Annotated in this window: 20 protein-coding genes; 9 read left to right on the top strand and 11 right to left on the bottom strand. The window is 69.2% G+C overall.

All coding sequences use genetic code 11. The features are described 5' to 3' along the window. Window positions 1–25: 25 nt before the first annotated feature. Entirely contained in the window at window positions 26–670 is a 645-nt protein-coding gene (locus F7R91_RS08160) for an HNH endonuclease family protein (protein WP_150946018.1), read from the bottom strand. A gap of 377 nt (window positions 671–1,047) precedes the next feature. On the opposite strand from F7R91_RS08160, the gene F7R91_RS08155 reads away from it, so the two are divergent. Together F7R91_RS08155 and F7R91_RS08150 are read left to right on the top strand one after the other, a co-directional pair. Further along, window positions 1,048–1,629: a TMEM165/GDT1 family protein gene (locus F7R91_RS08155; protein ID WP_150946016.1), complete on the top strand. Its 582-nt coding sequence runs from the start codon at window positions 1,048–1,050 to the stop codon at window positions 1,627–1,629. A gap of 170 nt (window positions 1,630–1,799) precedes the next feature. Then, the gene (locus tag F7R91_RS08150; protein ID WP_150946014.1) at window positions 1,800–2,468 is read left to right on the top strand and encodes an HAD-IA family hydrolase; all 669 of its coding nucleotides are present in this window, start codon (window positions 1,800–1,802) and stop codon (window positions 2,466–2,468) included. A 51-nt stretch (window positions 2,469–2,519) separates the two neighbouring features. Here the strand turns inward: F7R91_RS08150 and F7R91_RS08145 are convergent, their stop codons facing one another. Continuing rightward, window positions 2,520–3,548 carry a peptidoglycan-binding protein gene (locus tag F7R91_RS08145; RefSeq protein WP_150946011.1) on the bottom strand — a complete coding sequence of 343 codons (1,029 nt, stop codon included), beginning with the start codon at window positions 3,546–3,548 and terminating at the stop codon, window positions 2,520–2,522. A 180-nt stretch (window positions 3,549–3,728) separates the two neighbouring features. On the opposite strand from F7R91_RS08145, the gene F7R91_RS08140 reads away from it, so the two are divergent. The 3 genes from F7R91_RS08140 to F7R91_RS08130 all read left to right on the top strand — a co-directional run bounded on the left by F7R91_RS08140 (window position 3,729) and on the right by F7R91_RS08130 (window position 8,373). After that, window positions 3,729–5,771 carry an MDR family MFS transporter gene (locus F7R91_RS08140; RefSeq protein ID WP_150946009.1) on the top strand — a complete coding sequence of 681 codons (2,043 nt, stop codon included), beginning with the start codon at window positions 3,729–3,731 and terminating at the stop codon, window positions 5,769–5,771. A 402-nt stretch (window positions 5,772–6,173) separates the two neighbouring features. Continuing rightward, window positions 6,174–6,593, top strand: a complete 420-nt coding sequence (locus F7R91_RS08135; RefSeq protein WP_150946007.1) for a hypothetical protein — start codon at window positions 6,174–6,176, stop codon at window positions 6,591–6,593. A gap of 1 nt (window position 6,594) precedes the next feature. Next, on the top strand, window positions 6,595–8,373 hold the full coding sequence (locus F7R91_RS08130) for a matrixin family metalloprotease (protein WP_150946005.1): 1,779 nt from the start codon (window positions 6,595–6,597) through the stop codon (window positions 8,371–8,373). Window positions 8,374–9,208: 835 nt separating this feature from the next. Here the strand turns inward: F7R91_RS08130 and F7R91_RS08125 are convergent. Beyond that, on the bottom strand, window positions 9,209–9,619 hold the full coding sequence (locus F7R91_RS08125; RefSeq protein ID WP_150946003.1) for a DnaJ family domain-containing protein: 411 nt from the start codon (window positions 9,617–9,619) through the stop codon (window positions 9,209–9,211). An 80-nt stretch (window positions 9,620–9,699) separates the two neighbouring features. Here F7R91_RS08125 and F7R91_RS08120 point away from each other — a divergent pair, with 80 nt between their 5' ends. Continuing rightward, entirely contained in the window at window positions 9,700–10,092 is a 393-nt protein-coding gene (locus F7R91_RS08120) for a hypothetical protein (protein WP_150946002.1), read from the top strand. 18 nt (window positions 10,093–10,110) lie between these two features. On the opposite strand, the gene F7R91_RS08115 is transcribed toward F7R91_RS08120, so the two are convergent. Beyond that, complete coding sequence (locus F7R91_RS08115; protein ID WP_150946000.1) at window positions 10,111–10,782, bottom strand: O-methyltransferase; 672 nt, start codon at window positions 10,780–10,782, stop codon at window positions 10,111–10,113. A 332-nt stretch (window positions 10,783–11,114) separates the two neighbouring features. On the opposite strand from F7R91_RS08115, the gene F7R91_RS08110 reads away from it, so the two are divergent. Beyond that, on the top strand, window positions 11,115–13,160 hold the full coding sequence (locus tag F7R91_RS08110) for a bifunctional glycosyltransferase 87/phosphatase PAP2 family protein (protein ID WP_150945998.1): 2,046 nt from the start codon (window positions 11,115–11,117) through the stop codon (window positions 13,158–13,160). A 238-nt stretch (window positions 13,161–13,398) separates the two neighbouring features. On the opposite strand, the gene F7R91_RS08100 is transcribed toward F7R91_RS08110, so the two are convergent. Further along, window positions 13,399–14,634: a cytochrome P450 gene (locus tag F7R91_RS08100; protein WP_150946252.1), complete on the bottom strand. Its 1,236-nt coding sequence runs from the start codon at window positions 14,632–14,634 to the stop codon at window positions 13,399–13,401. A 279-nt stretch (window positions 14,635–14,913) separates the two neighbouring features. On the opposite strand from F7R91_RS08100, the gene F7R91_RS08095 reads away from it, so the two are divergent. Then, on the top strand, window positions 14,914–16,083 hold the full coding sequence (locus F7R91_RS08095; protein WP_150945993.1) for a steroid 3-ketoacyl-CoA thiolase: 1,170 nt from the start codon (window positions 14,914–14,916) through the stop codon (window positions 16,081–16,083). Here the strand turns inward: F7R91_RS08095 and F7R91_RS08090 are convergent. Together F7R91_RS08090 and F7R91_RS08085 are read right to left on the bottom strand one after the other, a co-directional pair. Next, the gene (locus tag F7R91_RS08090) at window positions 16,067–16,342 is read right to left on the bottom strand and encodes a DUF397 domain-containing protein (RefSeq protein ID WP_191971399.1); all 276 of its coding nucleotides are present in this window, start codon (window positions 16,340–16,342) and stop codon (window positions 16,067–16,069) included. The genes F7R91_RS08095 and F7R91_RS08090 overlap by 17 nt on opposite strands. Continuing rightward, on the bottom strand, window positions 16,302–17,150 hold the full coding sequence (locus F7R91_RS08085) for a helix-turn-helix domain-containing protein (protein ID WP_150945991.1): 849 nt from the start codon (window positions 17,148–17,150) through the stop codon (window positions 16,302–16,304). The genes F7R91_RS08090 and F7R91_RS08085 overlap by 41 nt, the downstream gene beginning before the upstream one ends. A 91-nt stretch (window positions 17,151–17,241) precedes the next feature. On the opposite strand from F7R91_RS08085, the gene F7R91_RS08080 reads away from it, so the two are divergent. After that, a complete protein-coding gene (locus F7R91_RS08080) occupies window positions 17,242–17,676 on the top strand; it encodes an ATP-binding protein (protein WP_225320566.1) in 435 nt (144 codons plus the stop codon). 8 nt (window positions 17,677–17,684) lie between these two features. Here F7R91_RS08080 and F7R91_RS08075 read toward each other — a convergent pair whose 3' ends face one another. From F7R91_RS08075 to F7R91_RS08060, 4 genes are all read right to left on the bottom strand, one after another. After that, window positions 17,685–18,389 carry a YoaK family protein gene (locus tag F7R91_RS08075; protein WP_150945987.1) on the bottom strand — a complete coding sequence of 235 codons (705 nt, stop codon included), beginning with the start codon at window positions 18,387–18,389 and terminating at the stop codon, window positions 17,685–17,687. A 113-nt stretch (window positions 18,390–18,502) separates the two neighbouring features. Continuing rightward, window positions 18,503–18,718 (bottom strand): hypothetical protein, encoded by a 216-nt coding sequence (locus tag F7R91_RS08070; RefSeq protein WP_150945985.1) that lies wholly within the window; start codon window positions 18,716–18,718, stop codon window positions 18,503–18,505. Between the two features lie 229 nt (window positions 18,719–18,947). Then, window positions 18,948–19,652, bottom strand: a complete 705-nt coding sequence (locus F7R91_RS08065) for a response regulator (RefSeq protein ID WP_150946248.1) — start codon at window positions 19,650–19,652, stop codon at window positions 18,948–18,950. Then, window positions 19,637–20,965 carry a sensor histidine kinase gene (locus F7R91_RS08060; protein WP_150945983.1) on the bottom strand — a complete coding sequence of 443 codons (1,329 nt, stop codon included), beginning with the start codon at window positions 20,963–20,965 and terminating at the stop codon, window positions 19,637–19,639. Before F7R91_RS08060 ends, F7R91_RS08065 begins: the two co-directional genes overlap by 16 nt. Window positions 20,966–21,100: the final 135 nt, after the last annotated feature.

Genomic DNA, 21,100 nt, shown 5'->3' with positions numbered 1-21,100 from the left:
ATCCGCAGGATCGGTGTCCGCCGGATCAGCAGGCGGAGAGGTGGTTCGTCAGGGCGCTCTTCTCGGCGGAGTCGACGGAGAGGCCGTAGTAGTACTTCACCTGGACCCAGGCGCGGACGTAGGTGCAGCGGTACGCGGTCCGCGACGGCATCCAGGTGGCCGGGTCCTGGTCGCCCTTGGCCTGGTTCACGTTGTCGGTGACGGCGATGAGCTGCGGGCGGGTCAGGTCGTTGGCGAAGGCCTGGCGCCGGGAGGTGGTCCAGCGGCCGGCGCCGGAGTCCCAGGCCTCGGCCAGCGGGACCAGGTGGTCGATGTCGAGATCGGAGGCGGCGGTCCAGGTGGCGCCGTCGTACGGGGAGTACCAACTGCCGCTGACGGCGGCGCAGGAGGAGTTGGTGACGACGTTCGACCCGTCCCGCTTGAGCACCGTCTCACGCGTGTTGCAGGCGCCGGAGATGGTGATCCAGTGCGGGAAGAGGTCGCGGTTGTAGCCGGTGCGGTCCTCGGTCGCCACGGTGAGGGTGGCGAGGTAGGAGCGGGCGGTGGCGGCGCTGACGGGGGTGGGGAGTGCGGCGGAGGCGGTCGGGCTGTTGAAGAGTCCGACCGAGGCTATGAGACCGGTGAGCGCCGCGAGTATGCTGACTCGTCGACGCGCGTAGAATTTCTTCATGCGAACTCCCTTGTGGGGGTGGGGTGTTGGGGTGCAAGCATGGGAATGCTCGCGCCGCCGCATTGCCGGGAGGTGTGCGCTCGGTTAGAAGGTAGTGACGCGTACATGACACGACAAGGTTTATCGCGGAACGATCTCGTATCATGGAGGGCGCAGAAGGGGAGTAGCTCTTCGCCGGACCGTCGACATACTGCTCAGCTCGTCTGAGCCGGCGCCCGGAGGCGGATCCTTCGACGGATCTGCCAGCGAGACCTTCGGCAAGCAGTGCACGCCCGTGCCGTACGGCACGGGTGACACGTGTGCTGCCGTGCCGAGGTGTCGTCGTGTGAAGTGCAGCACACACTCTCGGTGGGGCGGCCCCGACCGATTGAGGAACCTTGATCAGCTTCACCGTGACGACGCTCGCCTTCGGCGTCGTCTTCCTCGCCGAACTGCCGGACAAGACCGCTCTGGCCGGCCTCGTCCTCGGCACCCGCTACCGCGCCTCGTACGTCTTCGCCGGCGTCGCCGCCGCCTTCGCGCTGCATGTGGCACTGGCCGTGGCGGCCGGAAGTGTGCTCACGCTCCTTCCGCAGCAGATCGTGCACGCGCTGACGGGAGTGCTCTTCCTCGGCGGCGCGGCGATGCTGCTCCTCAAGAAGGACGAGGACGAGGAGGAGGTCCGGCGCCCCGAGAACCAGTCCTTCTGGAAGGTCGCCGGGGCCGGGTTCATGCTCATCCTGATCGCCGAGTTCGGCGATCTCACCCAGATCATGACGGCGAACCTCGCGGCCCGTTACGACGACCCGCTCTCCGTCGGCCTCGGCGCGGTCCTCGCGCTGTGGTCGGTGGCCGGACTGGGCATCCTCGGTGGAAAGGCGCTGATGAAGCGGGTGCCGCTACGGCTCATCACACAGGTCGCGGCGCTGCTGATGCTGGGGCTCGGGGTGTGGAGTCTGTGGGAGGCGGTGGCCGGGTAGCGGCCCGGTGGTCCCGCCGGTCGAGCTGAACGCCGGATGAACAGTCGCCGGGCGAGGTGGCGCGATCCCCGCTCAGTTTTGTACCGTGGAGGAACAAAGTGGCTCCCGCCCGTTTTCCCTGACCGGCGGGCGGGACCACCTTGTCCCGCCCCTGTGTCCTGGAGCTGCCGATGACGGCCACCACCGTGCCCACCGTGCTCACCGCCCGTGCCCTGCTGCTGGACATGGACGGCACGCTCGTCAACTCCGACGCCGTCGTCGAACGCTGCTGGCGCCGCTGGGCCGAGCGCCACGCGCTGGACGCGGACGAGGTCATGAAGGTCGTCCACGGACGGCAGGGACACGCGTCGATGGCGCTGCTGCTGCCCGACCGGCCCATGGACCAGAACCACGCCGACAACGAGCGCATGCTCGCCGAGGAGACCGCCGACCTGGACGGCATCATCGCCGTCCCCGGCGCACCGGAGTTCCTCACCTCCCTGCGCGGACTGCCGCACGCCCTCGTGACCTCCGCCGACGTCGCACTGTCCACCGCCCGCATGACTGCCGCCGGTCTCGGCCTCCCCGATGTGCGGATCACCGCAGAGTCCGTGGGTGCCAGCAAGCCCGACCCGGAAGGCTTCCTCAAGGGCGCCGCGGAGCTGGGCGTCGCACCCGCGGACTGCATCGTCTTCGAGGACTCGGCAGCCGGCATCGCGGCGGGCCGCGCCGCCGGGATGCGGGTCGTGGGGGTCGGCCCACGGGCCGGCGTCCACGAGCCGGATCTGCTGGTGCGGGATCTGACGGAGGTGCGGGTGGAGACGGCGGGGGACGGCGGGATACGGCTCTGCGTGGGCTGACTTTGATATCGAGTGCGTCCGGCCCTGTCGGCGAGGTCGGGTGAACTGAACCTAGGGTTCGGTCGTCTCGGATTCCAGCTGAGCCCGGGTCTCCTGCCCGTACACCCCGAGCTCATCGCTCCGAATGCCCCGCGACCACTGGTACGTGCTCACCGCGTCCTCGGTGTGCTCGTTGTAGCTGCCGCTCGCCTCGCGCGTGTACAGGTTCAGCTGCCGAAGCCGCAACTGGAGTTCGACGACCTCGGGCCCCTTGTCGCCGCGTTGCAGGACCGCGCCGCCGGTGCGGCGGTTGTCGTCGTCGTTGTCCTCGTCGGAATCCTCGCCGGTGGCGGTCGCGCTCGGCTGCGTCGGCGTCGGCGAGGCCGACCGGGACGCGCTCGGCGAGGCGCTCGACGCCGAAGGCGACGCGGAGGAGGGCGACGGGCTCGCGCTGTCCGGGGACGGCGACGCGGACGTCGGTGCGGCGGACGTGACGTCGGTGGACGGGGACGCGGATGTCGTGCTCCGCGACGGCTCCGGCACGCTCACCCGTACGTCCTCCGGCAGCGCGTGGTCCCGTGACGGCGCGTCGTACGAGAACATTCCGCCGGCGAACCCGGCCGCCGCGATCACCGTGACGACGGTTCCGCCCGCGCCGAGCAGCACGGTCCGGCCCCGACGCCGCGGACGCCCGCCCCCGTCGGGGAACCCCGGCGCCGAGGAGCCGGAGCCGGCCTCGAACAGCCGCAGGTCGGTGGCGCTGGGCGGAGTCTGCGGGGGCGAGAGGGGAGTGGGCAGCACGGAGGTCGCGTCGGCGTCGGCCGCTTCGGGCCCGATGGGACGCAACGGCATGGTGGACTCGGCCGCGGGTACCTCCGGCTCCGGGCCCTGCGGGCTCCCGTCGCCGTCTCCCGCCGACGGGTCCAGCTCCACGTAGGGCCGAATCCGCAGTGGATTGAAGTCACCCGCCGCTGCCGCTTCCGCCGTACGCGCGTCGCGCAGGGCCTCGGACGCCCGCTCCGTGCATGCGCACGACGGCGTGTTGTCGACCCCCCGCGGCGCGCCGCATTCCGGGCACACGTGCCCCTGCGTCTCGCTCATGCGTCCATCCCTCCCCTCGCTCACGTGTCCGTCCTTCCCCCGACGAACTCCAGAGATTATCCAGACCTCCTCCACACCCTCCTTCACAAGCCCCCGGAATGAACGCTTCCGCAGGACTCGACAGGCCATAACCGGTCACTCCCACCACGATGGAAGAGAACAGGACCCAGGGAGGACTTCATGGCAGGGGACGCGCCCGCTGTGACCGGGCACCAGCCGGAGGCACGGGATCCGCACGTGCCCGGAAACGTCCTCGTCTCCATCGGTGCGCTGCTGCTCGGGATGCTGCTGGCGGCCCTCGACCAGACCATCGTGTCGACCGCGCTGCCGACCATCGTCAGCGACCTCGGCGGCCTGGCGCATCTGTCGTGGGTGGTCACCGCGTACCTGCTGGCGTCGACCGCCGCGACACCGCTGTGGGGCAAGCTCGGTGACCAGTACGGACGCAAGAGACTGTTCCAGACAGCGATCGTGATCTTCCTGGTCGGCTCGGCGCTGTGCGGAATGGCGCAGAACATGCCCCAGCTCATCGCCTTCCGCGCCCTCCAGGGGCTGGGCGGCGGTGGCCTGATGGTGCTGTCGATGGCGATCGTCGGCGACCTGGTCCCGCCCCGTGAACGCGGCCGCTACCAGGGGCTGTTCGGCGCCGTCTTCGGGGCGACCAGCGTGCTCGGGCCGCTCCTCGGAGGGCTGTTCACCGAGCACTTGAGCTGGCGCTGGGTCTTCTACATCAACCTTCCGGTCGGCATCGTGGCACTCGCCGTGATCGCGACCGTCCTGCGCATCCCGCACCGGGCCGCGCAGCATGTCATCGACTACCTCGGTACGTTCCTCATCGCGTCGGTGGCCACCTGTCTGGTGCTGGTGGCGTCCCTGGGCGGCACCACCTGGGACTGGGACTCGCCGCAGATCATCGGGCTCGCCGTGCTGGGTGTCGCCCTGGCAGTGGTGTTCGTGTCCGTCGAGCGGAGGGCGGCCGAGCCCGTCCTGCCCCTCAAGCTCTTCTGGATCCGCACCTTCACCCTCTCCGCCGTCATCAGTTTCATCGTCGGCTTCGCCATGTTCGGCGCGATGACCTATCTGCCGACCTTCCTCCAGGTCGTACAGGACGTCTCGCCGACCATGTCCGGGGTGCACATGCTGCCGATGGTGATCGGCATGCTGCTGGCGTCGACCGCCTCCGGACAGATCGTCAGCCGCACCGGCCGGTGGAAGGTGTTCCCCATCGCCGGCACCGGTGTCACCACCCTCGGCCTGCTCCTGCTGCACAAACTCGACGAGCACAGCTCCACCGCGGAGATGAGCGGGTCCTTCTTCGTCTTCGGCCTGGGCCTCGGCCTCGTCATGCAGGTCCTCGTCCTCATCGTGCAGAACGCCGTCTCGTACGAGGATCTCGGCGTCGCCACCTCGGGTGCCACCTTCTTCCGGTCCATCGGGGCCTCGTTCGGCGTGGCCGTCTTCGGCGCGGTCTTCGCCGGCCGGCTGGGCGACAAGCTGACCGACGCCTTCCGGGGCGCCCGGCTCCCGCCCGGAATCTCCGCGGACACGCTGGAGGCCGACCCGCGCGGCATCGCCGAACTGCCGCCCGGACTGCGCCCGGCGGCCCTGCACGCATACGCATCCGCCATCACCGACGTCTTCCTGTACGCCGCTCCCGTCGCCCTCCTCGGCTTCGTACTGGCCTGGTTCTTCAAGGAGGACAGGCTGCGCGGCTCCGTCACGGCACCCGACCTCACCGAGACCCTCGCCAGCAACCCGGTCGAGCGCTCGTCGTACGACGAGGTGTGCCGGGCGCTGTCCCTGCTCGGCACGCGAGAAGGCCGCCGCGAGGTCTACCGGAAGATCACCGCACGGGCGGGCTACGACCTGCAGCCCGCGGCGAGCTGGCTGCTGCTGCGGATCAAGAAGCACGGCTGGGCGGAGCCGGCCGTCATCGCCGAGCGCGTCTCCATTCCGGTGACCGTCGTCATCGAGGCCGCCCGCCAGGTCGAGGAACGACACCTGGCCGAGCGGCAGGGCCTCGACCTCGTCCTCACCCCACAGGGCCGCGTGGTCGCCGAACGGCTGTCCCTGGCCCGCGAGGAGTCCCTCGCCGAACTCCTCGGCGACTGGTGGACCCCCGACCGCCCGACGGACCTGACCCACCTAGTACAACAACTCAACGAGGAACTGTGCGGCTCAGACCGCGAACAGCCCCACGAGGGCCCTTCGCGGCTCAGCTGAGGCCTACGCGCCCGCAATCGACCGCCGGGCGGGGCGGGTGCTGCGCCGGCTCACTCCGGGAGAGTGGTGCCGCGTTCAGTGCCCGTTTCTCAACCCCTCTGCGGCCCGCAGGGTTTCCGGTGGTGTTGATCCGGGTCTTGGGCCGGGTGGGGTCCTTGCCCAGCGCACCGGCCGGCCATAGCGGCGGCCCCAGTGGCACTCATGCCGGCTTGACTCGACTCGGCGCGGAACTCTGGTTGCAGCCCAGATCGCTTGGTAGCAGACTGAGGAGTGGGAATTTCCGAACGCTGCCCATACGCATGTGGAGACCGGAACCTCCGTGCGGAATGGAGTCCCCGCTTCCCGCCTCGATCGCTTCGTCGCTTGCCCGCTCATGATGAATCATCAAGGGGTCCAGGCGTCATGACGACTATTCGCGATTCCAGTGGTATCTCGTTCGAGGTGCCCTCACCTGTTCATACCGAAGCCGAGAGCACAGGGATTGATTCGGCAGTCACGGCATGGACTGCGAACGGATACGAAATAACGATCGACAGGGGTCCGTTCGCCGATCCGCTCACCCAGTACGGCTCCCGCCGCGGGCACGCCGCTGCCGATGAATCGGTGAACGGCAGGACTGTCCGAGTCGTTGAATTTGCAGACGATGACGGTACCAGGGTCGTGGGTGCACACTTCCCGCGTCGGCCTGACACCGATGCGGATCGCGTCTCCGTTCCCATGACAGTGATCGTCAGACTGGACCCCGGAACTCCCAAAGACGTGGCTCTGAACATCATTCGAAGCATCCGATTCCCGACCCCGAGCAGAAAAAAGGGAGAATGACATGGCACAGGCAGCCGTCATCGCCTTTCCCGAGGTTGCGAAACTGCCCACCGTCGAGGTGGGCGAAAGGGCGGACGGGTTGGAAGCAGTCCAGGGATATCTTTCCCGATTCGGCTATCTGCCCGACAGTCACACGACAAGCGCGGTCGACGCGACCACGTCTCGCGCACTGAAGAAGTATCAGGAATTCAACGGGATCCCCGCCACGGGAGCGTTCGACGAACACACGCGTACGTTGATGACGCAGCCCAGGTGCGGCATGGCCGACCTGCGCGACGGCGTGGAGTTTGCGACCACATGCGGTTGGACGCGCCGCACCCTCACCTTCGCCTTCGACACCGGTACCGGCGACGTCGCAGGGAACCAGGAATTCGACGCTGTCCGCAACGCCTTCAGGTCGTGGGCAAGCGTTGTCGGGTTCACCTTCAATGAGGTCGCGCCGAGTCAGAACCCTGACATCCTGGTCGGATGGCGGCCGGCGAACGACCCCGATCACAGCATGGTCGGCGGAATCCTCGCGCACGCCGACTTCCCGCCCGGCTGCGGAGTGGTCACAAACGGCAGCCTGCCGAAGCCCCTTCACTTCGACGACACCGAGCACATGTGGAGTATTGGGGCCGCAGTCGGCGCCTTCGATGTCGAGACGGTCGCTCTGCACGAACTCGGCCATCTCCTGGGCCTGGGGCACTCAAGTGTGGCCGGAGCGGTCATGGCGCCGTCGGTCGGGCCGAACTCGACGAAGACAACCCTGACTCAGGACGACATCGATGGTGTCCGCAACCTGTATGCCCCAAGCGCTTGGTCGGGGTGGGAGTCTCTCGGCGGGGTGATCACCAGTAACATCGCGACCTGTGTGAATGCCGATGGGCGGTTGGAGTTCTTCGCTCGTGGGACGGATGGCGCGGTGTGGCATCAGTGGCAGACCGCGCCGAGCAATGGCTGGTCGGGGTGGGAGTCCCTGGGGGGCGTGATCACCAGCGACATCGCGACCTGTGTGAACTCGGACGGGCGGATGGAGTTCTTCGCCCGCGGCACCGACAACGCGGTGTGGCATCAATGGCAGACCGCTCCCAGCAACGGCTGGTCGGGGTGGGAGTCTCTCGGCGGGGTGATCACCAGTAACATCGCGACCTGTGTGAATGCCGATGGGCGGTTGGAGTTCTTCGCTCGTGGGACGGATGGCGCGGTGTGGCATCAGTGGCAGACCGCGCCGAGCGATGACTGGTCGGGCTGGGAGTCTCTCGGTGGCGTGATCACCAGCGACATCGCGACCTGTCTGAACTCGGACGGGCGGATGGAGTTCTTCGCCCGCGGGACGGATGGCGCGGTGTGGCATCAGTGGCAGACGGCTCCCAGCGATGACTGGTCGGGGTGGGAGTCCCTGGGTGGTGTCATCACCAGCAACATCGCCGTGGAACTGAACTCGGACGGGCGGATGGAGTTCTTCGCTCGTGGGACGGATGGCGCGGTGTGGCATCAGTGGCAGACGGCTCCCAGCGATGACTGGTCGGGGTGGGAGTCTCTCGGTGGCGTGATCACCAGCGACATCGCTGTGGGCCGGAACCGGGACGGGCGGTTGGAGTTCTTCGCTCGTGGGACGGATGGCGCGGTGTGGCATCAGTGGCAGACCGCGCCGAGCAATGGCTGGTCGGGCTGGGAGTCCCTGGGTGGTGTCATCACCAGCAACATCGCCGTGGACGTGAACTCGGACGGGCGGATGGAGTTCTTCGCCCGCGGCACCGACAACGCGGTCTGGCACCAGTGGCGGACCCAGGTATAGGCGACCGGCAGCCAGGACAGACCTCACGGCGGGGAATGGGTGTGTGAAATGACAAGAGCGAACGGAAGCTATTCCACGACCGTCGCCGCGGCGAGCGCGCAGCAGCACGGGATGCCGCAGGGTGCGATGGAGCCTCGGGCCGGAGCAAGCGTGGCGGGTGCCGCGGGGCTGGGGATGCCGCGGGGCGGTATGGAGCCTCGGGCCGCGAGTGCGCCGAATGCGCCGAGTGCGCAGCAACATGGGATGCCGCAGGGTGCGATGGAGCCTCGGGCCGGAGCAAGTGTGGCGAGTGTCGGGGAGCTGGGGATGCCGCGGGGCGGTATGGAGCCTCGGGCCGCGAGTGCGCCGAATGTGCCGAGTGCGCAGCAACATGGGATGCCGCAGGGTGCCATGGAGCCTCGCGCAGCCAAGAGTTGATACGGCATCGGCCCATGTGGATGCAGCGCCGGGTCGGGCGGGATGCTGCTGGACCCGGTGCCCCCCGACCCGTGAGCGCGCCGCGCGGCACCAGCACGACCGGCGACCCGGCCACGCTGTCGGGCAGTCGGGCAGTCAGCGAGGGCCGAGAAGCCATCACGCAGCGCCGTGAGTCCGCCGCGGGCGGCGAGGCGGCCGTCGGCTTCCTCGACGAGCCGCAGACCTCCCGCACTCCCGCCCCAGCAAGCACCCACACCCCACAGGCCCCCTCTGCCCCCTCCACCCCGCCCACGAGCCCTACGGAACCTGCACCCACCTGGACACGCCGCCCAGGAACGTCGACACGGAGCAACTGCGTCTGGCCCTGTGGGACTACCGCGACCGACCGAGCGGCACCTGCACCGGTGACCGGTCCGGCCTACAGGTCCGTCGCCCGTCCCTCGCGCCACTGACGTACGACCGCTTCGACGTCGTACGGCTTCAGACCGAGCGGAGGACCGGGCGGCGGCTTGAACATGACGTCGCGGATCTTGACGTTGATGTCCTCGACGATCTTCCGGACGATCCGCTCGCTCGGCGCCCGAGCGGCCGCAAGCAGCGCATCCTCCGCCTCCTTGCGCAGCGCCAGCGTCGGAGGCAGCACGGAAAGGCCCTCCCGGACCATCTTCCGCTTGACCCACCACAGTTCTTCGTACGAGGTGTCCGTGCCGGCGGGAAGGGGCCGGCCCGCGCCCGCGAGATGATCGAAGTCGCCCCGCGCCTCCGCGTCGCGTATCTGCTTGTCGACCCAGGACTCGAACGGAACACCGGGGGGCTTTCGCTCGGTCATGAGTTCATTGTGCCGGACGCGGTAGACCCGGGCGATTTATCATACGGCGGCTGCGTCAGGACACTTCAGAAGGAGCGCACGTGCTCGAACTCACCATGGCCACCGTCTCAGCGGCGGAGGAGGGCGCCACGGCCGGAATGCTCATGGCCGACGCGCCCAGCGAGCCGGGTGCCGTGCTGCGCGTGGGCCGGGACAAGTCCGTGTGCCGGCTGTCGACGCCCGACGACTGGCTGTTCGTCTCCCGGGTCCACCTGGAGTTCCTGTGCGGCCCGCACGGTACCTGGCAGGTGACCTGGCTGCGCGGCTCGCAGCCCGACCCCTCCTCGGAGGTCGTGCTGACGGTCGGCGAGTATGCGCAGCCGATCGCCTATGGCGGGACGGTGCCGCTGCCGCGGGGCGCCAGCGGCGAGGTCATCATCAAGGACCGCACCGCCCCGCGCAGCGTCAACGTCGGCTACTACCACGAGGTCTGACGAGTACGGCGGAACGGGCTACGCCAGTACGCGGGCCAGCGCGAAGCCGTCGTAGCCCTTGCTGCCCACTGTCTGGATCGCGGTGCCGTCCAACCTGGGGTGGCTGCCGATGAGTTCGACGGCCTCGCGGGTGCCCCGCACATCGGGGGCGGTGCTGTCCGGGTCGGCCACCTGGCCGCCCCGGACGACGTTGTCGACGACGATCAGGCTGCCCGCGCGGGTGAGCCTGAGCGCCCACTCCACGTACCGCGGGTTGTTGGCCTTGTCGGCGTCGATGAAGACCAGGTCGAAGGGGGCCGGGTTCTCGTCGGCCAGCTGGGGCAGCGTGTCCAGGGCCGCGCCCACCCGTACCTCGACGATCTTGTCGAGCCCGGCGCGCGCGAGGTTGCGGGTGGCGACCTCGGCGTTCCGGGGGTCGTACTCCAGGGAGACCAGCCGGCCGTCGGCGGGCAGCGCGCGGCCCAGCCAGATGGTGCTGTAGCCGCCGAGCGTGCCGATCTCCAGGATGGTGCGGGCGCCCTGGACAACGGCGAGGAGATGGAGGAACTTGCCCTGCGGTGCCGTGACGGCGATGGATGGGAGCCCGGCGGCCTCGCTGTCGCGCAGGGCCGCCTCCAGGGCTTCGTCGTCGGGCGAGAGCTGGGCGGTGAAGTAGTCGTCGACGGCGTCCCAGAGCTGCGACTCGCTCATGCACCTGTGCCTTTCTTATGGCTAGTTAGAAGGGCTAACTAGTTGCGCTAATGAATATAGTCGCGTCCCCGTTCCCTGTCAGCGCATGTGTATCGGCCTCCCGACGACCGGTTTCAGCCGATCGGCGCAGACCCGCGCGGCTCCTTCTCGCGCCTGCGGAGGCGGACGAACCGTCCGCGCACTATCGTCAACCGGACAAAAGAAGGGCGGACGTCAGGTGAAGCGGGGGTTGCCTGCGTCTTCTCCGGGGGCGGTGCGAACCTCGTAAGGTTCGCAAAGGGAACCCGGCGCACGGGACGCGTGGAGCGAACGGGGCGGGAGGCCGACGAGGCGTGGCGAATGCGGAACACAGCGGACGACCGGCGGAAGCTTTCGGAGCGACGGCCGGCGGTACGCCCCGCGCACGCCTGCGCGCGGCACGGCTGGGCCTGTGGCTGATCGCCACCGTCCTCGCCGTACGGCAGATGACGGTCGTCCTCAGTACGCCCCGAGGCGAGCGGCTGACGGACCTGGAGACCTGGGTCGGACCCGACGGCGTCCTGCACGTCAACGGCTCGCTGTACGACTCGACGCGCTTCACCGGCACCCCTTTCGGGGGACTGGTCCTCAAACCGCTCACCCGGGCCGCCGAGGAGGCCCTCGGCTGGGGCTGGACCTTCGGCACCCTGCTCCTGGTAGCCGCCCTCGGCCTGGTCGCCGCCCGCGCGCTGCCGCATCCCGTCAGCCGCCGCACCTCGCTGCTGGCCGCCCCCGTCGCGATCAGCCTGCTCATGCTGTCGCTGCCGGTGCGCAACACACTCTGGCTCGGCCAGACCAGCATCATCCCGGTCCTGCTCGTCCTGCTCGGCTGCTTCGCCATCCGCGGTGAGCGGGCCGGCGGCCTGCTGATCGGCCTCGCCGCCGCCCTCCAGCCGACGGTGCTGCTCTTCGCGTCGCTGCTGTGGTTCACCGGCCGCCGCCGTGCCGCCGCGTCCCTGGGCGCCACGTTCGCGGGCTGCACCGCGCTCGCCTGGGCCGCGATGCCGCACGACTCGTACATGTACTGGGTGCACCACATGGCCGGCGTGGGCCTCGGCGGCAAGGCCGACGACCTCGCCAACCAGTCCCTGCACGGCGCCCTGCTGCGCGTGGGCCTGTCCGGACCGCTGGAGATCACCCTCTTCCTCGTCCTGGGCGCCGCCGTCGCCGCCCTCGGCCTGCGCCGCGCCGTGCGCTACGCCCGCGACGGACAGCTGCTGCTCGCCGTCGCGATCACCGGCTGCGCCGCGATCGCCGTCTCGCCCACCGCCTGGCAGCACCAGCTGCTGTGGGTGCTGCTCGCGGTCGTCGGCCGGGTCGGCAGACGGGCCTCCGACCGGTACGTGTGGCCCGTCGCCGTGATCCTGGTGATGACGCTGCCGGCGCGGATGATGCTGCCGAACATGGCGACCCTGTACCCACTGCGCGACAACGTCGTTCTGCTCGCCGCGCTCGCCGCCGCCACCGTCATCCCGTTCCTGTCCCGGACCTCGCCGTACTACCAGAAGCCCGTCCCCACCGAGTTCGCCGCCCCGGTCCCCACACGCTTCCGGCACGTCCCCCTGCTGCCGTTCCTGCGCCGCGTCCTCAGCCGCCCGAACCTCCTGCTGGAACTCCTCCTCATCCGCGTCACCTACGCCGCCTACCAGCAGGTCCGGCTCGCGGCGACCGGCGGCACCAACTCCGAGGGCCGCGACACCGCGGAGCAGCACGCCCACCAGATCCTCGACCTCGAACGCTTCCTCCAGCTCGACATCGAGCACGCGATCAACCACGCGGTGGCCAAGATCGGCTGGCTGCGGGACTTCTTCGACTTCTACTACACGTCGTTCCACTTCGTGGTCCCGCTGAGCGTCTTCGCCGTCCTGTACTGGCGCCGCCCGGCCGACTACCGCTGGGCCCGCTCGGCCCTCGGCTTCACCACGCTGCTCGCCCTCGTCGGCTTCTGGCTCTACCCGCTGGCCCCGCCGCGTCTGCTGCCCGGCCTCGGCGTCATCGACACCGTGCACGGCGTCCAGGACTTCTCCAAGCCGGACTACGGCACGCTGACCGCCCTCACCAACCAGTACGCGGCGATGCCGTCGCTGCACTTCGGCTGGTCGCTGTGGTGCGGGCTCGTCATCGCGATCATCGCGCCCAGGTGGTGGATGAAGGCGCTCGGCCTGCTGCACCCGTTCTTCACGCTCTCCGCGATCGTCGCCACCGGCAACCACTGGGTGCTGGACGCGGCCGGTGGCGCGGTGGTGGTCGGCGCGGGCTTCGGGCTGACGTATCTGCTCCAGGGGCCGCGGGCACGGAGCGCCCAGCGGGAGCCTGCCGGCAGCGAACGGGCCCTGGTGAAGCAGGGCGCGCCCAGCTGACCGGAGATTCGAGGGCCTCGGGCTCTCGGGGGAGGCAGGGGCGGGGGCGTAGGGATCGGGTTGTGCTCCTGCCTCCCTCGGGAGCCGCGGGGCCCGGGCCCGTGCGAGGGACCCGCGGGACGTGCTGGTGATGCTGGTGGTGCGGGGTTGCGGGGGTTGCGGGGGTTGGGGCGGGCCGGCGGTGCCGGGAGAGCCGCCGGCCCGAGTACGTCACGCCGTGCATGTCGCGCCGTGCATGTCACTCCGCGGTGACCCGGAGTTCCTTCACCCCGTTGATCCAGGCGGAGCGCAGTCGGCGCGGTTCGCCGACGAGTCTGAGGTTCGGCAGCGCGTCGGCGATCGCGTTGAAGATGAGGTCGATTTCGAGCACGGCCAGGGACTTGCCGAGGCAGTAGTGCGGGCCTCCGCCGCCGAAGCCGAGGTGGGGGTTGGGATCGCGGGTGATGTCGAAGTCGTCAGGGTTCTCGAACACGTCGGGGTCGTGGTTGGCGGAGGCGTAGAAGATGCCGACCCGGTCGCCCTTCTTGATCTGCTTGCCGCCGAGTTCGGTGTCCTGGGTGGCGGTGCGCTGGAACGAGTTGACCGGAGTGGCCCAGCGGACGATCTCCTCGGCGGCGGTCGCCGGGCGCTCGCGCTTGAAGCGCTCCCACTGCCCGGGGTGGGTGAGCAGGGCGTGCATACCGTGCGTGATCGCGTTGCGGGTGGTCTCGTTCCCGGCGACGGCCAGCATCAGCACGAAGAAGCCGAACTCGTCGGAGGCGAGGTTGCCCTCGTCCTCGGCGGCCACCAGCGTCGTCACGATGTCCTTGGCAGGGCACTGCTTGCGGTCGGCGGCCATGTTCATCGCGTAGGCGATGATCTCGGTGGCCGACTCCTGCCCGACCTCCTCGGTGATCGCATACTCGGGATCGTCGTAGGAGATCATCTTGTTGGACCAGTCGAAGATCTTGGCCCGGTCGTCCTGCGGGACGCCGATCAGCTCGGCGATGGCCTGGAGCGGCAGTTCGCAGGCGACCAGGGTGACGAAGTCGAAGGAGCCGCGCTGCGCGAGGGCGCCCTGCGCTATGGCGTGCGCACGGGCGCGGAGGTTGTCCTCCAGGGCGCGGATGGCACGCGGGGTGAAGACGCGCTGCACGATCTGGCGGACGCGGGTGTGCTCCGGCGGGTCCATGTTGAGCAGGATCAGCCGCTGGGCGTCGATCGCGTCCCGCTCGATGTGCTCGTTGAAGCGGATGATCGCCGTGTTGAGATACGAGGAGAAGATCTCCGGATGCGTGGAGACGTACTTGACGTCGGCGTGCCGGGTCACGGCCCAGTAACCCTCGTCCTGGAAGCCGGCGAGGCCCGCCGCCTGGGGGATCCAGCGGACGGGTTCGGCCCGGCGCAGCTCGGCGAACTCCGGGAGAGGCACACGGTGGTGCAGCAGATCGGGGTCGGTGAAGTCGAACCCGTCGGGCAGCGCTGGACAGGGCATCGGCAGCTCCAGCTGTGATCTGACAGCCTTCTGACGGTCCATCAGGAACTGCGGTGAAGGTAGTAACGGGTTCTACAAGTGGCAAGAGGCGCGGCGCCGCGAATTGCGTGCGGGATTCGTGCAGATTCGCAGATCAAGTCTTCCGGTTCTGCACGACCCTTGCGGTGACCTACCGCGGGTAAGCAGACTGCTGGTGGAACTAGAACACGTACTAGTTCCGCGTGGCGGGCCGGGCCGGGACGCCCCGCGCCGCGCGGTACCGGAGGAGAGGAACTCCCCATGGCCGCGGAACCCGTGATCGTCGAAGCCGTACGCACCCCCATAGGCAAGCGCGGCGGCGCGCTCGCCAACCTCCACCCCGCCTACCTCCTGGGCGAGACCTACCGCGAACTCCTCGGCCGCACCGGCATCCCCGCCGACTGCGTCGAACAGATCGTCGGCGGCACGGTGACCCATGCCGGCGAACAGTCCATGAACCCCGCGCGCACGGCCTGGCTGACGGTCGGCCTGCCGTACGAGACGGCGGCGACGACGGTCGACTGCCAGTGCGGGTCGTCGCAGCAGGCGTCGCACATGGTGGCGAACATGGTCGCGGCCGGGGTCGTCGACGTCGGTATCTCGTGTGGCGTGGAGGCGATGTCCCGCGTGCCGCTGGGCTCGGGCTCGAAGCACGGCCCCGGGAAGCCGTTCCCCGACGAATGGAACGTGGACCTCCCCAACCAGTTCGAGGCGGCGGAACGCATCGCCAGGCATCGCGGGCTGACCCGCGAGAACGTCGACTCCCTGGGCCTGATCTCCCAGGAACGCGCCGCGGTGGCGTGGTCGGAGGAGCGGTTCAAACGGGAGACGTTCGCCGTCCAGGTGCCGACCACGGAGGACGAGCAGCGGGCCGGCCAGGGCATGTGGCGCCTGGTCGACCGCGACGAGGGGCTGCGCGACACGTCGATGGAGGCGCTGGCGGGCCTGAAACCGATCATGCCGACGGCCGTCCATACGGCGGGCAACTCGTCGCAGATCAGCGACGGCGCGGCAGCGATCATGTGGGCGTCGAAGCGGATGGCGCGAGCGCTGAAACTGCGCCCGAGGGCACGGATCGTGGCCCAGGCGCTGGTCGGCGCGGACCCGCACTTCCACCTGGACGGCCCGATCGACGCGACGAAGGCGGTGCTGGGGAAGGCGGGGATGTCCTTGAAGGACATCGACCTGGTCGAGATCAATGAGGCATTCGCGTCAGTGGTGTTGAGCTGGGCCCAGGTCTTCGATCAGGACCTGGAGAAGGTGAACGTCAACGGCGGCGCGATCGCACTCGGGCACCCCGTCGGGGCGACGGGGGCCCGGCTCATCACCACGGCCCTGTATGAACTGGAGCGCACGGACAAGGAGTTCGCGCTGGTGACGATGTGTGCGGGTGGGGGGCTGGCGACCGGGACGATCATTCAGCGTCTGTAGTCCACGACACGAAGTCGCTGAAGGCCGCGGGCCGGAAGGCGAGCATCGGGCCCGCGGGGTTCTTGGAGTCGCGTACGGCTACGGTGGCGCCGGGGAGTTCGGCGAACTCAACGCAGTTGCCGCCCTGGTCGCTGCTGTAGCTGGACTTACGCCAGGCCAGATCGCCCAGCGGAGCGCACTCTACGCAGTTGCCGCCCTGGTCGCCGCTGTAGCTGGACTTACGCCACTGGATCCCGTTCGGCATCGAGTTGTTCGCCATAGCGTTCCTCCATCACGCGCCGGATCAGCCCCGCCGAATCCCTGAGGGAGAGTGCGGCGGCCTGGAGATGATCGTAACGGAGCGAACAGTCCCTGACGGTGTCCGGGTTGGCGGTCGGATGCCCGCTGCCGTACCCCTCGGTGTAGACGATGGTGGGATCAGCGGCGAAGCGGTAGAGGTCGAACGAGCCTTGCAGTCCCGCATGCGCGCCGGCCGAGTAGGGCAGCACCTGGATGTTGATCCGAGGGTTGTTCTCGAAGGACAACAGGCGGCTCAGTTGGTCCCGCATCGTCTTGGGGCCGCCGATTTCCAGGTACAGCGCAGCCTCGAAGAGTACTGCCCAGAAGACCGGAGGCTCCTCCTTCTCGAAGATGCGCTGCCGGGCCAGACGTACTGCGGTGCGGTCGTCGAGGTCGGTCTGGTTCAACGTGCCGAGCACGGTGCTTGCGTAGGACGGGGTCTGAAGGAGGCCGTGCGCCATCTGGGCCTCGAAGGAGTAGATCTCGGTGGCCCGAGCTTGGAGCTCCGCCACCTGCTGAAACCAGGCCGGAAGTTGACTGCGCATCACGAGGGCGACGAGCCGGGAAAGTAACCCGCCCGTCCCCAGCGCCGCGTCCACGCGTTCGCTGAACTCGGGCGTCGGCAGCTTCCTGGCCGTCTCGATCTGCCCGACAAGCGAGCCGGTGTAGTTGATGATGTCCCCGAGCTGCTTCTGCGTAAGTCCGGCCGCTTCTCTGTGTCGACGCAGCTCGAAGCCGTAGTAGTCGAGGGGCGAGGCGCCCGGGTCGAGGGTGTTGATGTGGTTCACGCAGGACCCCTCTCAGGCAACTCGGCCCACAGCGGGACCGGTTGTATCCATGACGTAGCCCAGAGTAGTCATGCGAGGCCAGGCTCGTGGTGTGAACGATTACATTCCCCCCACACTCCTGGGTTGGCGCCCGCCGCAGTACACGATGCGCCTGAAGGCCGGCGAGCACTCGGCGCGGCACATCCGCAGGATCGTCCGCTCGTACTTGGAGGAGTGGGAGCTGACAGAGCTGTCCGAGGCCGTGGAGTTGGGCGTGACGGAGCTGATCGCCAATGTCGTACGACATGTCCCGGACCGGCGGTGCGAGGTTCTGCTGCTGCGGCAGGAGACGGGGATCCGCGTGGAGGTGTCGGACGGAAGCCCCCGACTTCCCTCGATGCGGGCTGAGTTGTCACCGGAGGCGGAGGGAGGCCGCGGCCTGTTCCTGCTGGAAGCGGTGGTCGACAAGTGGGGCGTGGAGCCGACGGCGGACGGGGGCAAGGTGGTGTGGTTCGAGTGCGCCACCGGCGGGGTGACAGCGCAGTGACTCCAGGACTACTCCCGCCCCGACGCCACCACCGCCAGCACCCCCACCCCCACTGCGGCGATCAGCAGCGGGATGCCCAGGTTGTGATGGATCACCAGCCACGCGCCCAGCACGGCCCCGGCGAGCATCGCGAGGACCGAGGCCGTACGGCGGGGGGAGTGATGGCCGGAGCCGCCGCCGGCGCGGGAGTCGGAGGCGAGGCCGGTCAGGGTCATCGTCAGGACAGTGGTCGTCAGGTCGGCGACGCCCAGTTTGCGGACCGTCGCGTTGCGCAGGCCCATGGCGAAGGCGGTGAGGGCGATCAGGGCGTAGACGGTGGCGGTGGCGTCGGGCGCGGCGAAGGCGACGGCCGCCGACCCACCCAGCAGCACCGCCTCGGCGGCCAGCGTCACCCGGGCCCATGTACGACGCGAGCCACCGCTCAGTCGCACGGTCATCCGCCCGCCGGCCACCGCACCCACCACGAAGGCAACCAGGGACGTCAACGTGTGCGACACCGTGAAGCCGGGTGCACCGGCCGCCGCGAAGCCCAGCACGACCACATTGCCGGTCATGTTCGCCGTGAAGACGTGCCCGAGCCCGAGATAGCTGACCGCGTCGATCAGCCCACTGACCACGGTCAGCCCCAGCAACACGACCACGAGACGCAGCCCACGCGCTTCGGGATCGTCAGCCGGCGCGTCTGCGCTCTCTTGGCTGTTCTGTTTGCTCATGGGGCGCTCCGGTGGTCGGCAGGACGGGCGCGCAGGGGGCGCTCACCGTGCGTCAGACTCGCATGTCCGTGAGCGAAGTCGTCCGACCAACCGTGCCGACAGCGGGGTGGTCGTCACCGCAGTCGGCTGACGGCCGCCTTCACCACGTTGGTCCGTGCCACCAGGAGCGCGAAGCGGTCGGTGACGTCGGGGACGGGCTTGGCGTACCGGGGCAGGCCGTGCCGGCGACATTTGGCGGTTGCCATGTCCTTGGGAAGCACCGGAAGGGGCAACGACCAGTTGGCGAGGCGCAGTTCGCCGTCCCACTCGCCCGCAGCGAGGGTGGACACGGGGACGCGTACGGTGAAGGCGCCGGTGGCCGTCCGGGCGGCTGTGAAGGTTAAATATGGGGCAGCGGTAGCTGGAGGGTGAACGGACGTGAGTCGACGTCGGTGCTGATCAGCTTCGCTGACGGCTGCTCCGCCACCCTTTGGTCCGGAGGATCTGACGGCAAGACGGTTCTCTGGAGCTCCTATTCGGACCAGGACCCGGCCTTGGTTCTCAAGTGAGGTCTGCGCCTCAGGTGTCGCGGGCGTTCGGTGAAATCAGTCCCGTCTCATACGCCAGCACCACCGCCTGCACCCGGTCCCGCAGGCTCAGTTTCGAAAGGATGCGGCCCACGTGCGTCTTCACCGTCGTCGGGCTCAGGAACAGGCGGTCCGCCAGCTCCGCGTTGCTCAGGCCTGTTGCGAGGAGGCGGAGGACTTCCAGCTCGCGTGGGGTCAGGTCGGTCAGAGTGCGGTGGAGAGCCGCCCTCGGGCGGGGTTCTTCCCGGTTGGCGAAGCGTTCTATCAGGCGGCGGGTGATGGTGGGGGCCAGCAGCGCGTCGCCGGACTGGACCAGGCGTACCGCCGCCACCAGGTGTTCGGGGGTGACGTCCTTCAGGAGGAAGCCGCTCGCGCCCGCCGTCAGCGCGGCGTAGACGTAGTGGTCCAGGTCGTATGTGGTCAGGATGATGATTCGGAGGTTCTGCGGGTCGGCCTCCGCGAGGATCTGCCGCGTCGCCTCTATGCCGTCCATCCTCGGCATCCGGATGTCCATCAGCACCACGTCCGGGTGCGTGTGCCGCACCGCCTCGACCGCCTCCACCCCGTCCGCCGCCTCCGCCGTCACCTCGATGCCGTCCGCCGCCAGGATCATTCCGAAGCCCGTCCGTACGAGGGCCTGGTCGTCGGCGATGACCGCGCGCAGGGGCGCCGCCCGGCGGGTCACTGCGTCCGCCAGGGGATGCGGGCCGTGATCCGGAAGCCGCCCGACAGGGTCGGGCCTGCTGTCAGTTCGCCTTCGTAGACCGCCAATCGCTCCCGCAGGCCTATCAGGCCTCTGCCGTTGCCCTCCGCGGACGCGGAGGTCTCGCGGACCGCGCCCGTGTCCGTGATCTCGATCTCCAGGCAGTCGTCCGTGTGGCCGATCGTGACCGACGCGTCCGCGCCCGGTGCGTGTTTGATCGTGTTCGTCAGGGCCTCCTGGACCACGCGGTACGCGGTGAGGTCCAGGCCGGGAGGGAGGGGGGTCGGGGGAAGCGAGATCGCCACCGCCACCGGGGTTCCGGCCGCCCGTACCCGGTCGACAAGGGCCCCCAGCTGGCCCAGACCCGGCTGCGGTTCCAGGCCGTCCGCCGGAGTGTCGGCCTCGCGTGCCGTGTCCGGTGCCGCCAACAGGCCCATCACATGGCGCAGTTCCGCCATCGCCGCCCGGCCGCCCGCCTCCACCGCCAGCAGCGCTTCCTTCGAGCGTTCCGGTGCCGTGTCCATCACCTTGCGTGCCGCGCCCGCCTGGATGACCATCACGCTCACATTGTGGGTCACGACGTCGTGCAGCTCGGCGGCGATCCGCGCACGTTCCTCCTCCACCGCCCGTCGCATGGCCTCCTCCTGGGCCTGTTGGAGTTGGGCGAGCCGGTCGCGGCCGGCTGCCAGGCGTCGTTGCCAGAAGCGGACTGTGCCGGCCAGCACTCCGGTGACCAGCAGGACCACTCCGGGGCTCGACCAGCCCGGCAGTACCGGGTCCGTCTGCCGGAACGCCAGGCCGGCCAGTACCGCCGCGACGACCAGTACGGCCATCGCCCCCATCCGGTAGCGGCTGTACATCACCGCGCTGTAGGCACCGATGACGCACGTCAGCACCGTGATCCAGGAGGCGGCGTCGACCATGGCCAGCGCCGCGGTGAGCACCACCGCGAACGCCGTCAGCGGGTACCTTCGCCTCACCGCCAGCGGCAGCGCCGAGAGAACCACCAGGGGCCAGGGCGCGGTCAGCACCCGGTCCTCCATGTCCTCCACCACCCGCGCACCCGAACCCGGTGCCGGGGGACCGGGCGGGATCGGGACGCCGTTGTCGTACTCGATCCTCGAGCTGATCTGCACCGGGCCGTCGCCCGGATAGCGCGTCGCCACGATCAGTGCGACGACGGTCAGCAGCACTGCCAGCACCACGTCCGCCCCCACCGCCCGCCGTGACAGCGGAGTGCGTTCCGGCTCCGGTCGCAACGCGTCGCGCAGTTGGCGCCGATGGCCGAGTCGGTCCTCCGTCTCCATCGGGTCATTGTGCGGTCCACGTGCTCCGGAACGCGTCCGCCTGTGCGGCCGAGCTCCCGTCCCTCAGGCGTACTCCGCAGGGATGACCCCGCCGCCGGGTCCTCCGGTGGGAGGGGCGGATGTCGGTGCCGCGGC

It is taken from the genome of Streptomyces luteolifulvus (genome assembly GCF_008806595.1).
GTDB classification, from domain to species: Bacteria; Actinomycetota; Actinomycetes; order Streptomycetales; family Streptomycetaceae; genus Streptomyces; species Streptomyces luteolifulvus.
The sequence above is the reverse complement of the archived record's forward strand: the minus strand, read 5'-3'. Positions and strand labels throughout refer to the sequence as shown.

Coding starts and splice junctions, on each gene's coding strand:
- F7R91_RS08160 (WP_150946018.1), bottom strand. CDS start 670: ATGAAGAAATTCTACGCGCGTCGACGAGTCAGCATACTCGCGGCGCTC.
- F7R91_RS08150 (WP_150946014.1), top strand. CDS start 1,800: ATGACGGCCACCACCGTGCCCACCGTGCTCACCGCCCGTGCCCTGCTG.
- F7R91_RS08145 (WP_150946011.1), bottom strand. CDS start 3,548: ATGAGCGAGACGCAGGGGCACGTGTGCCCGGAATGCGGCGCGCCGCGG.
- F7R91_RS08140 (WP_150946009.1), top strand. CDS start 3,729: ATGGCAGGGGACGCGCCCGCTGTGACCGGGCACCAGCCGGAGGCACGG.
- F7R91_RS08135 (WP_150946007.1), top strand. CDS start 6,174: ATGACGACTATTCGCGATTCCAGTGGTATCTCGTTCGAGGTGCCCTCA.
- F7R91_RS08130 (WP_150946005.1), top strand. CDS start 6,595: ATGGCACAGGCAGCCGTCATCGCCTTTCCCGAGGTTGCGAAACTGCCC.
- F7R91_RS08125 (WP_150946003.1), bottom strand. CDS start 9,619: ATGACCGAGCGAAAGCCCCCCGGTGTTCCGTTCGAGTCCTGGGTCGAC.
- F7R91_RS08115 (WP_150946000.1), bottom strand. CDS start 10,782: ATGAGCGAGTCGCAGCTCTGGGACGCCGTCGACGACTACTTCACCGCC.
- F7R91_RS08100 (WP_150946252.1), bottom strand. CDS start 14,634: ATGCCCTGTCCAGCGCTGCCCGACGGGTTCGACTTCACCGACCCCGAT.
- F7R91_RS08095 (WP_150945993.1), top strand. CDS start 14,914: ATGGCCGCGGAACCCGTGATCGTCGAAGCCGTACGCACCCCCATAGGC.
- F7R91_RS08090 (WP_191971399.1), bottom strand. CDS start 16,342: ATGGCGAACAACTCGATGCCGAACGGGATCCAGTGGCGTAAGTCCAGC.
- F7R91_RS08075 (WP_150945987.1), bottom strand. CDS start 18,389: ATGAGCAAACAGAACAGCCAAGAGAGCGCAGACGCGCCGGCTGACGAT.
- F7R91_RS08060 (WP_150945983.1), bottom strand. CDS start 20,965: ATGGAGACGGAGGACCGACTCGGCCATCGGCGCCAACTGCGCGACGCG.